Origin of the sequence: Capnocytophaga haemolytica, assembly GCF_001553545.1 — a bacterium.
GTDB classification, from domain to species: domain Bacteria; phylum Bacteroidota; class Bacteroidia; order Flavobacteriales; family Flavobacteriaceae; genus Capnocytophaga; species Capnocytophaga haemolytica.
This window is the reverse complement of record NZ_CP014227.1, coordinates 418,296-430,527: the sequence shown is the minus strand read 5'-3', so window position 1 is coordinate 430,527 and position 12,232 is coordinate 418,296. Positions and strand designations below refer to the sequence as shown.

The following is a 12,232-nucleotide window of genomic DNA, read 5'->3' as shown; positions in this document are numbered from 1 at the left end:
ATAATCAATTTAATACAATCAAAAAAGACACTTTACAGCCACTTCACTAAGGCAAAATCTTGTCGGTGAGGCAAGAGTGCATTTTTAGGGAAGATGCGTATTGCCAGCTGCAATGCCCCTGGTATTTCGGAAGCTGCTTCCAGCTCGTAGGTGGCTTTGTTGCCTTCTACACTCATCACTTTAAACTCTTCGGTGTTGATTACCTTGATTTTATCGTCTTTCTTCTGGGCTACTACCAGCTCTACGCCTACATCTTCGGCGCGTAAGCCTGCCACATCGAGGGTAACTTCACCGCGATAGGTTTTCCCTATGGAGATGAGTTGCTCAGAGCGGTTTGGCACGGAGATGCCTACTACCTTGATATTGTCCCACTCCTGAGTTACCTTGCGTTTCCAATCAGAGATCTCAATAGCGCGGGCGAAGTTGTTTTCCTTGAGGCTCGCTACGCGGTCGCGCATTGGGAAGTAGTATTGGTTTTCGTAGTCGGTGAGCATACGGGTGGTGGTGAAGTTCACTGCCACTTTGGCTATGGTGTTCTTGATCATAGCACACCAGCGCGATGAGATGCCTTCCTTATTCTGGTCGTAGAATATAGGGGCAATGTCGTCCTCGATGATGTTGTAGATCATCTCGGCGTCCATTTCGTCTTGATATTCTTGGTTTTCGTAAGCGCGTTCCATAGGTAACATCCAGCCTGCATCTTCACGATAGCCTTCTACCCACCAGCCATCAAGTACACTGAAGTGCATTACACCATTCATTGCTGCCTTCTCACCGCTGGTGCCTGAGGCTTCCAATGGGCGTGTTGGGGTGTTCATCCACACGTCTACCCCTTGCACTAAGTGGCGGGCGAGTTCCATATCGTAGTTAGGTACAAAGAGGATTTTGCCTAAGAACTGTGGCAGTTTGGATATTTCCACGATGTTCTTTATCAAGTCCTGACCTGCTTTGTCTGCGGGGTGTGCTTTCCCAGCAAAGATGAACTGCACGGGGCGTTCGGGGTTGTTAATAATCTGGTCTAAACGCTCCAAATTGGTGAAGAGCAAGTGTGCACGCTTGTAAGTGGCAAAGCGACGGGCGAAGCCTATGGTGAGGATGTCCTCACGTAGGTTCTCTTTGATTTCTACCAATTGGCGTGGTGAGAAGTAAGGGGTGTTTTTCTCTAAACGCAATTTCTGTTCTACGCGGCGCAGGAGCTTAGCCCTTAGCGCGTTGCGTATCTCCCACACGCGCTTGTCGGATACTTTGTAGATACCCTCGAAGCTCTTAGGGTCAAAGTGGTGCTCTTTAAAATCCTTGCCAAACACCTCTTCTTCTACTTCTTTCCAAGAGCCGCCTGTCCAGGTAGGTTGGTGCACGCCGTTGGTTACGTAGCTGATGTGCAGTTCTTCGGGCATATAGCCAGGCCATAGGTCTTTAAGGATTTCCTTGCTGACCTCGCCGTGTAGCCAGCTTACGCCGTTCACCTCTTGTGAGAGGTTGGCTGCGAGGTTGCTCATTGAGAACTTCTCTTTAGGGTCTTGCAAGTTGATTTTACCCAAGGCGAGTATCTGTTCCCAATTTACGTGGAGCTTATCGGTGTAGTACTCGATGTAGTTGCGCAGCATTCCTTCTTCAAAGGCGTCGTGCCCAGCAGGCACAGGGGTGTGGGTGGTGAATAGCGATGAGGCGCGCACCACTTCCATAGCCTCGGAGAAGCTCAGATGATCTTGCTCGATGTACTCACTCAGGCGTTCCAGCCCGATGAAGGCTGCGTGCCCTTCGTTGCAGTGGTACACCTCGCTGTTGATGCCGAGTTTGCGCAACATCTTGATACCCCCCATACCGAGTAGCATCTCTTGTTTGAGACGGTTCTCCCAATCGCCACCATAGAGATGGTGGGTGATGGAGCGGTCGTCTTCACGGTTATCCTCAAAATCAGTATCTAAAAGGTAAAGTTCAACGCGACCAACGTCTACGCGCCATACACGAGCGTTGAGCGTACGTCCTGGCAGCGGCAACGATATGATTAGCCATTTACCACTTTCGTCAGTTATGGGGGTTACAGGTATCTTTGAGAAGTCCTGAGCTTCGTAATCAGCCTCTTGGTTGCCCGCAGCTGAGAGCTTTTGGGTGAAATAGCCATAGCGATACAGCAATCCCACACCGGTGATCTTAGTAGCCTTATCGCTCGCCTCTTTCAGGTAGTCGCCTGCTAATACACCCAAGCCACCAGAATAGATCTTCAGGGAGGAGTGCAAGCCGTATTCCATACTGAAATAGGACACTGATGGGCTTACCATCTCGTCTTTCTTAGCCATATACGCTTGGAAATCTGCATACACCTTGCCTAAGTTAGCCATAAAGGTGCGGTCGCTTTCCAGCTCTTTGTAGCGTTTGAGTGAGATGGTATCCAGCAGGGCGATAGGGTTTTTGCGCATCTCAATCCAGCGATCTTTATCAATGTACTTAAAGAGTTCGTAAGCCTCGTCGTTCCAGCTCCACCATATATTCTTTGCTAACTCTTCGAGTGGTTGTAAGGCATCGGGTATGGCACGGTGGATAATCACACTGCGCCAGTTAGGGGTATTGACCACTTTGGTCTTTTCCATATAGGCCACCCCGTCCACTTCCATTGGTGGCAATGCTTCAACGCGCTCTTCGATGTTCTCGAGCGTCTTTTTGTAGCATTCGAGGTAGTACTTCACTAAGTTCTTCCACAGGGCGATCTGAGCTACTTTGGCAGCTGCTTCGCGCAGTGCGTTAAACTCTGTTTCCTTAGCGTCAAGCACATTCTGGAAGTTCTTGGTAACAGCGGCTACTACCTCGCCATAATTGCTATCAGTACGCTTTACCACTTCAATCGCCTTTTGCTTTTCAGGGTAATAATCGTTTACCCATTTGCCAAAGCCTGCCAAATTAGTGGTGATGGTAGGCACCTTGAATGCCAAACTTTCGAGCGGTGTATAGCCCCAAGGTTCGTAGTACGAAGGGAAGGCTGTAGCGTCGAGCCCGATGAGCAGGTCGTAGTACGGCAAACCGAATACACCATCACTCCCATTGAGGTAACTTGGGCAGAAGACTACCTTTACCTTGTCTTCTTTGCGGTTAAAGAGCTGCTGCTCAGAGAGGCGGCGCAGGATAGGGTCGTTGTCAGGGCTTGGCAGGTTGTGCGTCAAGCGGTTCTGCACTGATGGGCGCGCCTGCTGAGGTGTTTTGAGGTTGTGCAATAAGTCCTCATTTACCCCATCGTATGCTGTTGGGATGAGGATATATGCCAACAACTCCTTCTTGTTCTTCGTATTGCGATTCAGTGCACCGAGGGCATCGATGAAGGCATCAATGCCCTTGTTGCGAAACTCATAACGCCCACTGATGGCTACCATCTTAATGTCCTCAGGCAGCGTATAGCCCAAGAGAGCCTGCGCTACGCGATGCAGTTGCTTTTTAGCCTCTGTGCGTTTCTTGTCAAAAGCCTTATCAGCGGGCACTATGCTGTCCTCAAAGCCGTTAGGGGTGATGATATCCACCTTTCTGCCTAAGAAGTGCTCAGCCTCTGCAGCCGTGATTTCGCTCACTGTAGTGAAGCAGTCTGCCACCTTAGTTGCCTCTCTCTCAAGGAAGTACTTGTGCTGTACCCCAAAGCGGTAAGCGGTTTGTTCAGGCTCATAGCCCTTCATATTGTTGTAGAGTGGCAACCCATTGCCTGCTACAGACCTACCCACTACGGTGGCGTGGGTGGTGAACACCGAACCTACCTTAGGCATTTGATTCTCAATATACAGCAACCCACTACCTGTCTGCCATTCGTGGAAATGGCATATCACATTCTCGCGTGAGGCGGTGTTGAACTTCACAAAACTCTCAATTACCTTCCCTGCGGCATAACCAAAGAGCACGGACTCGATGTAGTCCCAAGAGCTATTGTAGGAGTCGAGCTTATAGTTATCCCAATAGAAGCGCAGGATGTCGTTTTTGTTGCTCACATAGTGTGAGAAATCGACCAATATAGCGATCGGTGTGCCAGGGATATTCCAATTCCCTACGCGCACACGTAGCCCCTCGTTGGCAGCCTTAGCACGCCACGACTTAAAGAGGTCGGGATTTTCCACAAATTCCGCATTTTCAGCGTGTTGCCATATATCAGGACCAATAGTGATGTACTTGCTCCTGAACTGCTTTGACATACTCAAAGCCTTGGTAGCAATCACGGTGTGGATACCGCCCACCTTGTTGCAAACCTCCCAACTGGTTTCAAATACATAGTCAGGATTGAATTTCTTGGTAATACTCATTATTTATATCAGCTTTGAGCTTTGAGCTTTGAGCTTTGAGTGCCCAAACCCTTCGCTCGTGAATTATTCCATATTAGTTTTCAGGGGTCAGATGTAAGGTATCAAGCGTCAACTTTACTCTCTGCTCTCTGACCTCTACTCTCTGTTCTCTACCCCCTATTGTACATACTTTTTCAGTGTTTCTGCAAGTGCTTTGCCAAGTAGGGCATCGCCTTGTGCTATAACCTCTCCTTGGGGGTCAATAAGGATAGGGGCAGGGATCTCGCGTATACCATAGGTGTCCGATGCCTTGCCATCGACATCGCGCACGTGGTGCCAGCTGAGCCCATCGTCTTTGATCGCCTTCAGCCACTTGCTGGCATCTTTATCCACCGATACCGAGTAGATGGTAAAGCCCTTGTTCTTATAGGTTTCATAGGCTTTTTTCAAGTGCTTGCTCTCCTTGCGGCAGGGCGGGCACCAGCTTGCCCAAAAGTCGATAAGCACATACTTCCCTTTGAGGGAAGAGAGCGCAAGCGGCATGCCATCGGGCTGCGGCAACACGATCTCAGGAGCTGGCGTATGGCGTGGCAGTGGGTTCTGCTTTGTTCGGCTGCTAAACCCATAGGTAAGTCCTAAAAAAAGAATCACTACAACTACTAAAATACTTTGTTTTTTCATTTAAAAAAATCGTTGATTTGAAAGCGTAAAAGTACGGCAATAATTTTAACTGGCAAAGAAAAAAGTAAATAATTTTTCAACAAAAAATACTGCATTGAAATTCAGTGAGATAAAAACTCTCAAAAAACTTTTTTACAAAAATATTACAAAAATATTTGTGAGATTTGAAAATAGTCGTACCTTTGCACCGCAAAAATGAAGAGATTGGCTTATGGTGTAATGGTAACACAGCAGATTTTGGTTCTGTTATTCAAGGTTCGAGTCCTTGTAAGCCAACCAATAAAACTTCAAAGCTACTCAGCTGAGTAGCTTTTTTCAGATCTTTTTCTGGCCTATGGTGTAATGGTAACACAGCAGATTCTGGTTCTGTTTTTCAGGGTTCGAGTCCTTGTAGGCCAACAACGTAGCTACCTATTTTAAGGTAGCTTTTTTTATACCTACACCTCTACTCTCTTTACCACGATCATCCCCTTGCGTTTAAAAAGTTGCACATACACTAATATCATAAAAGGTACGACCATAAAACCTTCCAGCCAAAGTAAAATATCAGGTTTACTATGCCAAAATTCTAAACATAAGAAACCAAAGAACAACACATACGCCACCACATAAAAAGCATTGCTCACCCTGCTGCGTACCTTAAAATAATGCGTCTGGTTTTCGGGCAAATTTGCAACAGCAATAGGCATAGAACTGTACTTTTCTATTGTTAAAACAAGCTCCTTAGCCCCCTCAGGAAGCTCCACTCGTTTTTCCTTCACCTTCTCTTTAAAGATGGTCAACCGCTGCCCATCAACCCACACTGCTCCTTGCATCAAACGGAACATATAGTTGTTATCAAATTGAAATACAAGTGTTTTCATAAGCTACTCAATTTACTTCTTTCCCGCAAAGTTACAAAATAATAACCGAAAAACACCCCTTCAAGCCCCTTGTTTAACGAAACTTTAACACTTTACCTATCCTTAGTTCAGCTCTTTAAACCAAAAAATATTTCAGTCTTTTATCTCTCCTAAACGATTTTTTTACTACTTTTGCACCTTATTTGCATCACTACCTACAAAGGCAACCTATCAATTTGGAACCATCAAACTACTCATTCCCAAAGGCTGAAAAACTCTGCAAACACAAGTACATTCAGCAGCTATTTACCGAAGGAGACAGCGTCCAGAGCTATCCCCTACGCCTCGTATTCACCCCTATTCCCGCCTTGGAAGTCCCTTTCCAAATGCTCGTAAGCGTACCCAGACGCAGCTTTAAGCGCGCCGTACATCGCAACAGACTAAAACGCCTCATCCGCGAGTGCTACCGCCTCCAAAAACACACCCTTAGCACCATCACCAGCGAGCCTTATGCACTGGCTTTCGTATATATAGGTAAAGAAATCGCCGACTATCCCCTCATCTATCAAAAAGTAACCCGATGCTTCGAAAAATTCCAAGCCAAACTCAAAGGAGAAACACCCATAGAACCCACTGAAGAATGAAAAAAATCATCATTTTCGCCTCAGGATCAGGCACTAATGCCGAACGTATCACCACCTATTTCCAAGAAAAAGGCAACGCAGAGGTAACCCTCATCATCACCAACAACCCACAAGCGGGAGTACTTTCACGTGCCAAACACCTCGGAGTTCCCACCTTAGTTGCCGATCGCAATGTCTTATACCACAGCGAGATAGTCCTTTCACTAATGAAGCAATTACAGCCCGATCTCATTGTGTTAGCGGGCTTCCTCTGGAAATTCCCTACACCCATCATCGAGGCATTCCCCAACCGCATCATCAACATCCACCCTGCCCTACTGCCTAAATACGGTGGCAAAGGAATGTACGGACACTTTGTGCACGAAGCCGTTATAGCCCACGGCGAAAGTGAAAGCGGCATCACCATACACTACGTCAATGAGCACTATGATCAAGGCACCATCATCTACCAAGCAAAAACGGAAGTGGAACGAAGCGATAACGCAGAGCGCTTAGCCGAGAAAATACACTCCCTCGAATATCGCCACCTCCCAGAAGTGATTGAGCGTCTTCTCTTTCCCTAAAAAATAGAGAAACACTAAAATATATCTACACTGTAAATCAGCATACTATAGTTATATTGCTTAAAAAAAACACTTTTTTTTGCCGTAAAACACAGTTTGGAACGATTTTCGCTGTATGCTTTTTACATTAAAAACAATTAGATTTTTTATGAAACGCCTATTATACATATTCGTTGCGCTAACCCTATTGATGAGCTCCTGCAATCCTAACAAAAAAGGACAGGGACAAATATACCTACCCGAATCTGTGGGGCAACTCAATTCCTTAGCCGTAGTGATTGATAATGAGCTATGGGAAGGTTCCGTGGGCGATACCATCCGCAAGTACTTCGCAGCCCCTGTCGATGGGCTCCCTACCGAAGAACCTACCTTCTCACTTCACCAAGTGCCCCCTCAGGTATTCGAGGGCAATACGCGCAATAGCCGCAATATCCTACTAATCCGCAAAGAAGAGCCCTGCAAGGCTTACATCAAAGACAATGCCTTTGCCCGTCCCCAAGTAGTAGGGATCGTACAAGGCAAAACCCACCGAGAGATCGCCTGCAAAGTAGAAGAGTATGCCGAGCAGTTCATCTATGCCTTTAAAAATAACGACCTTGCCGAAGCACAAAAACGATTTACCTCCTCACTGAATAACGACCCTCAGGTAGAGCAGGCTTTAGGCTTTAGCTTTACAATGCCCTCAGTATATAAGGTAGTGAAGAAAGAAAATAACTTCTTCTGGATTGAGCGCCCTATCAAGGGAGGAACTGCAAACATCATCCTCTACGAGATGCCAGCCCAACCCTTCATCACTCCTGATGACAAAGCCCAGAGTATCGTAAAAATGCGCGACTCCATAGGCAAACGCTACATACCAGGTCCCAAAGAGGGAATGTATATGGTCACCGAAACCTACTTAGCACCAAGCATCTTCGAAACACAACTCAAAGGGCACCGCACCATTGAAAGCAAAGGGCTTTGGGAGGTAAAAGACTTCCCTTTAGGAGGCCCCTACGTCAACTATATGATTGAAGATAAAAACAACAAGCGTTGGGTAGTAGCCGAAGGCTTCGTCTCAGCACCAATGGTGCCCAAGCGCGACTTCCTTTTTGAGCTCGAAGCAATCATCAAGTCTATAAAATTCACCACTAAAAAATAAATTTTTACTTCCATATTCTAAGTGCGCCGCGCTAAAGCGCGGCGCACTTCGTTATATTATATGCTAAATATCTCAATTACACACTTCTTCTGCCCTTTTTGAGAAAATAAACCTGAAAAACACTTGCTGTTTATCCAAAAAATATTACCTTTGCACCTCATTTAAATAAAAACCATATACTGTGAAAGAAATTACTATTAATGAACTAAAAAAACACAAAAGTAGCAGTGGTGCTTATCGTTTAGAGACCACCCTAAAAAAGAGAAAAATTGAAGTGGAGGTAGAGCCTGATGGTGAAGATCTCTCCGAGGTGCTCCCGCTGGTGAACAACGTCCTTAACAAGTTAGAACTCTTGGATGTAAAGGCAAAGAAATTCTTAGCTGACCAGCACACCGAAACTTATAACGACGAAATCCGCGATGGTGATGAGCCTTATCTCGATGAAAAAGCTTTTGAAAAGCATCTTAAATTGAACAATATCTCGGTGGTGGGCGATCAGTTGATGTTCTTCTACGGAGGGGTTGTAGAGGATATCGTCTTTATGGCTTGCTCCTCCGATGGTGAGGTGTTCGACGAGAGCGAAATCTTGGATTAGTGCGATTTTTAGGCTTAATATATTAATTAGAGATCATACTATAAAAAGCGCAAAACTCTAAAAAACATTTCCAAAAAGAATTGTTTTTAGAGTTTTGCGCTTTCTATTTTTTGTGGAATTACCTATGCATTACCTATGCTTTATCTATGCATTAACCTTGCTTTATCTCCTATTTAGGAAAATTTTTTGTAGCGTATTTTAGGTTTTGTGCAGGTATACGTCCGTTTGTGGGAAAGGTATTTCAATGCCCTCAGCATCGAAACGATATTTGATTTCCTCCAGAGTGCGGTAGTAGCAAGTGCCATAGTCAGTTGATTTACACCAATAGCGCAAGGCAATATTCACCGAGCTATCGGCAAGTTCCTCAACAATCACACTCGGTGCGACATCGCTTTCTTTCAGGGAGAGTGGTTCCTTAGCGGCGATGTCTAAGAGTATTTCGCGCGCTTTTTGTATGTCCGAGGTATAGCCTATGCCCACAGGAACCCGCACGCGCCGCTTCTCCTCACGTGTGTAGTTGATGATGCTATTGCTGGTAAGCTGCGTATTAGGGATAATCACCTGCTCATTATCGCCTTTATTGAGCGTAGTGGCGAATAAGCCGATATTCTTCACCACACCCTTTTCGCCATTACCTTCGATAGTGTCACCTACACGGAAGGGCTTGAACACCAATATCATAATGCCACTGGCAAAGTTCGATAGCGAACCTTGCAACGCCAGGCCTACCGCTACAAAGCCCGAAGTGATGATGGCAATAAACTGAGTGGCAGGCAGCCCAATGATCTGCACAATGGTTAGGAAAAGTGCGATGTAGAGAATCCAACGCACCACCTGCAACAGGAATCCCTCCAAAGCGGTATCGACATTACGCCGCTCCATCAGGCTCTTTAACACTTTGGTAATAAATCGGATAAGATAACGCCCTGCAATGTACAAGGCAATGGTAGCCAGCAAAGTAGGGATGTACTTGATAAGATTCGTAATCCACTCCTTAAGTACGGCTTCAAAATCTAAGGTTGTAAACTCATTCATAAGTCTTCTCTTCTTTAAGTTATTTTGTTACAAATGCCTTACTGTGCTGCCTTACAGCACATTCGCATTATTTTTAGATTGCAAAGGTATCTTTTTTTTAGAAATAAATTGTACTTTGGAAAGAAAATTGTACTTTTGCGGGAAATAATTCAAAATTTATGAAGCGAGTTTTATTTTTGGGGGCGATGGTGCTTTCAACGGCTGTGATGGCACAGAATGAGGCAGTAGCAGGGCAGTACACCACAGAGCCCAATCCTTCAGGTTTGGAGATACGGATGAAGCCCGATGGCACCTTTGAGTTTGTTGCCTTCTCGGGCACTTACACTGTGAAAGACCAACGCATAAGTCTGCAACCCAAAAGCGTAAACGCCTTTCAGGTAAAGCGCAAAGAAGGCTCCTCGGCAGTGCTACAACTCACCTTCAAAGGCGGTGAGGAATTAGATCCACGCTATATCTACCTCGGCTACGAGAACGCAAAAGGAGGCATTGATTACGTATGCCTATACAATAAAATCACCAACATCGATGAACGCAAGCCCGTAGACAGCGGCAACCCCTACCCACTTTACGCCTTAGAGACCGTTGAGATCCCCAAGACGGAAAACCTCTACTTGGTAGATGCCTCGCGCGTACAAGCGATGGGCAAAGGTGCCGAAGTGCATATCGAGAAGATACCCGTAGGCAAGACAACCTCAGCCGTAGAGGTGCTCTACACAGGGGTGCTGCGCAGTGGCTTGGGCAAAATGGAGGGCGTTTACAAGGCGGACAAGCAAGAGTTGGTACTCAAACCCGAGAGGGGTGCGGACATCGTTATCAAGAAGATAGACGCACAAAAGGACAATGAGGTGCTTACCCATAGCAGTGCAGAGGAAGTAAAAGGCTGGAAACACCTGATAGCCTTCGATGAGGAGAACGACATTCCCGATTACAATCCTGAGAAGAAAAAAGCCTCACAAGCTGTGGTAAAGGCAGCTCGCTCGCTCAACGAAGCTATAGCACAGGCTAAGAAGAACAACCGCTTAGTGATGGTGTTCTACCAGCCACAGAACAAAGAGGCTGAAAAGGTTTTTGAGGAACTGCTCAAAAGCTATCAAGAGATACTTTCAGCTTATGACCAATCCGCTGGGCGCGAGCAGGCGATCACCCCTAAGGACTTGATAAGCTATGAGTTTTACTTAACGGGTAAGAAAGATGCGAAGTGGGTAAAGGCAAACAAGCTGAGCGATACGGATCAGTATGTAGTACTCGATGGGCAAGGAGCAATCGTATACAAAGAAGAGACGACTATCAATACCTTAGAGGCGGGCGACTTGATCTCCGACAACACGCGCTACCGCGTATTCCATACGGCAGCAAAGGCAAAGGAAATAGACCAAGTGCTCACCAATGCAAAAGCACCCCTAAAAGCAGTTGAAAAAGCCTTTACGACCATCACAGGCGATGAGGATTACCTGCCGTTTCTCTTGGTAAAAGAAGAGAAGAAGGAGGGTGAAGAAACCCCTGATGGCAGCTATGAACGCGAAGGTTACTTTCAGAATTTAAAGAATACCGATCGCCTTTACACTGTGAAACTTACCCCTGAGCAACTTACCGCCCAATGGACGCGCCTGATAGAGGCTCATAAGGGTGATAAGAAGCTCGATGTAGACTACGCAAGGGTGTTGGTAAACAATTTTGGCGAGAACAACTACTACAAGCAGTATTTTCTCAAAGAAAAAGAACCTCAGACAGCCGATTTGGGCGCAATCGTGTATTTGGTGAATTTCTATAAGGACATCGAGGCACATAACAAGGTTTTGCTCAAAAAGGAAGGCGTTGATTTGGAGACAGCTTATCAGGACGGAGAGGATTATTACCCATTGTCCATAAGGAATAAGAAGGACTTTATCCCACTGCGCAAGCAGAGTATTCAAACGCTGCTGCTTTTCGCTAATTTTGTCGATAAACCTGAGCAACAAGCCGTGCTGAATAAGGCATTGCACAAGGCTCTTGAAGTAGGGGTGCTTTCCTTAGGTGATTACATCGATTTGGCGTATGAAAGGCAACCTCAGGAGGCAATACAGCTCTTTAGAGATTATTACAAAGGACTGTTGAAGAAGGACGGCAACCTCATCTCGGGCTTAGATGCAGCTTTCAGCACTGAGACTACTGATGCAGACGACAGCTGGAAGTACTACAAGATGAAGTTTGCCAATCGTGCGAATAATGTCGCTTGGAAGGTGTATGAGACTGAGCGCAACAACCCTGAGTTGCTCAAGGAAGCCCTCGCTTGGAGTCAGGTGGCCGTACAGATGGAAAAGCGCGCACCCTACCTCGATACGCTAGCGCACTTGCTTTTTGTCAGTGGTGAGAAGAAGAAAGCCCTTGAAATACAAGAAGAAGCCGTAAAGCTATTAGAGACTTCAAAGGACGAAGACGAACGGGCAATGCTCAAAGAGCTCAGAGAGAATCTCAATAAGATGAGGAGTGAGAAGTGAG

The 12,232-nt window shown here is 46.1% G+C and carries 9 protein-coding genes and 2 tRNA genes; 7 read left to right on the top strand and 4 right to left on the bottom strand.

Translation table 11 applies throughout. From position 1 onward, the window contains the following. Nucleotides 1–32: 32 nt before the first annotated feature. Nucleotides 33–4,274, bottom strand: a complete 4,242-nt coding sequence (gene glgP / locus AXF12_RS02020) for an alpha-glucan family phosphorylase (RefSeq protein WP_066427982.1) — start codon at nucleotides 4,272–4,274, stop codon at nucleotides 33–35. Nucleotides 4,275–4,430: 156 nt separating this feature from the next. Further along, entirely contained in the window at nucleotides 4,431–4,934 is a 504-nt protein-coding gene (locus AXF12_RS02015; protein ID WP_066427981.1) for a TlpA family protein disulfide reductase, read from the bottom strand. A 205-nt stretch (nucleotides 4,935–5,139) separates the two neighbouring features. Between AXF12_RS02015 and AXF12_RS02010 the strand changes: the two genes are divergently transcribed. Beyond that, a tRNA-Gln gene (locus AXF12_RS02010) sits at nucleotides 5,140–5,213 on the top strand. Between the two features lie 49 nt (nucleotides 5,214–5,262). After that, nucleotides 5,263–5,333: transfer RNA gene (locus AXF12_RS02005), tRNA-Gln, on the top strand. A gap of 38 nt (nucleotides 5,334–5,371) precedes the next feature. Here the strand turns inward: AXF12_RS02005 and AXF12_RS02000 are convergent. Then, nucleotides 5,372–5,797 carry a hypothetical protein gene (locus tag AXF12_RS02000; RefSeq protein WP_066427980.1) on the bottom strand — a complete coding sequence of 142 codons (426 nt, stop codon included), beginning with the start codon at nucleotides 5,795–5,797 and terminating at the stop codon, nucleotides 5,372–5,374. Between the two features lie 215 nt (nucleotides 5,798–6,012). Here AXF12_RS02000 and AXF12_RS01995 point away from each other — a divergent pair, with 215 nt between their 5' ends. The 4 genes from AXF12_RS01995 to AXF12_RS01980 all read left to right on the top strand — a co-directional run bounded on the left by AXF12_RS01995 (nucleotide 6,013) and on the right by AXF12_RS01980 (nucleotide 8,719). Continuing rightward, nucleotides 6,013–6,420 carry a ribonuclease P protein component gene (locus tag AXF12_RS01995; protein WP_066427979.1) on the top strand — a complete coding sequence of 136 codons (408 nt, stop codon included), beginning with the start codon at nucleotides 6,013–6,015 and terminating at the stop codon, nucleotides 6,418–6,420. Next, on the top strand, nucleotides 6,417–6,983 hold the full coding sequence (purN, locus tag AXF12_RS01990; protein WP_066427978.1) for a phosphoribosylglycinamide formyltransferase: 567 nt from the start codon (nucleotides 6,417–6,419) through the stop codon (nucleotides 6,981–6,983). The genes AXF12_RS01995 and purN overlap by 4 nt, the downstream gene beginning before the upstream one ends. Before the next feature lie 148 nt (nucleotides 6,984–7,131). Beyond that, entirely contained in the window at nucleotides 7,132–8,124 is a 993-nt protein-coding gene (locus AXF12_RS01985; RefSeq protein ID WP_066427977.1) for a DUF4837 family protein, read from the top strand. Between the two features lie 181 nt (nucleotides 8,125–8,305). Next, on the top strand, nucleotides 8,306–8,719 hold the full coding sequence (locus AXF12_RS01980; protein WP_066427976.1) for a hypothetical protein: 414 nt from the start codon (nucleotides 8,306–8,308) through the stop codon (nucleotides 8,717–8,719). A gap of 198 nt (nucleotides 8,720–8,917) precedes the next feature. Here AXF12_RS01980 and AXF12_RS01975 read toward each other — a convergent pair whose 3' ends face one another. After that, on the bottom strand, nucleotides 8,918–9,754 hold the full coding sequence (locus tag AXF12_RS01975; RefSeq protein ID WP_066427975.1) for a mechanosensitive ion channel family protein: 837 nt from the start codon (nucleotides 9,752–9,754) through the stop codon (nucleotides 8,918–8,920). Between the two features lie 158 nt (nucleotides 9,755–9,912). On the opposite strand from AXF12_RS01975, the gene AXF12_RS01970 reads away from it, so the two are divergent. Next, nucleotides 9,913–12,231, top strand: a complete 2,319-nt coding sequence (locus AXF12_RS01970; RefSeq protein ID WP_066427974.1) for a hypothetical protein — start codon at nucleotides 9,913–9,915, stop codon at nucleotides 12,229–12,231. The last annotated feature ends 1 nt before the right edge of the window (nucleotide 12,232 follow it).

What these genes read in the sequence shown, in the direction of transcription:
- glgP (WP_066427982.1), bottom strand. Translation starts at nt 4,274, where the DNA reads ATGAGTATTACCAAGAAATTCAATCCTGACTATGTATTTGAAACCAGT.
- AXF12_RS01985 (WP_066427977.1), top strand. Translation starts at nt 7,132, where the DNA reads ATGAAACGCCTATTATACATATTCGTTGCGCTAACCCTATTGATGAGC.
- AXF12_RS02015 (WP_066427981.1), bottom strand. Translation starts at nt 4,934, where the DNA reads ATGAAAAAACAAAGTATTTTAGTAGTTGTAGTGATTCTTTTTTTAGGA.
- AXF12_RS02000 (WP_066427980.1), bottom strand. Translation starts at nt 5,797, where the DNA reads ATGAAAACACTTGTATTTCAATTTGATAACAACTATATGTTCCGTTTG.
- AXF12_RS01970 (WP_066427974.1), top strand. Translation starts at nt 9,913, where the DNA reads ATGAAGCGAGTTTTATTTTTGGGGGCGATGGTGCTTTCAACGGCTGTG.
- purN (WP_066427978.1), top strand. Translation starts at nt 6,417, where the DNA reads ATGAAAAAAATCATCATTTTCGCCTCAGGATCAGGCACTAATGCCGAA.
- AXF12_RS01975 (WP_066427975.1), bottom strand. Translation starts at nt 9,754, where the DNA reads ATGAATGAGTTTACAACCTTAGATTTTGAAGCCGTACTTAAGGAGTGG.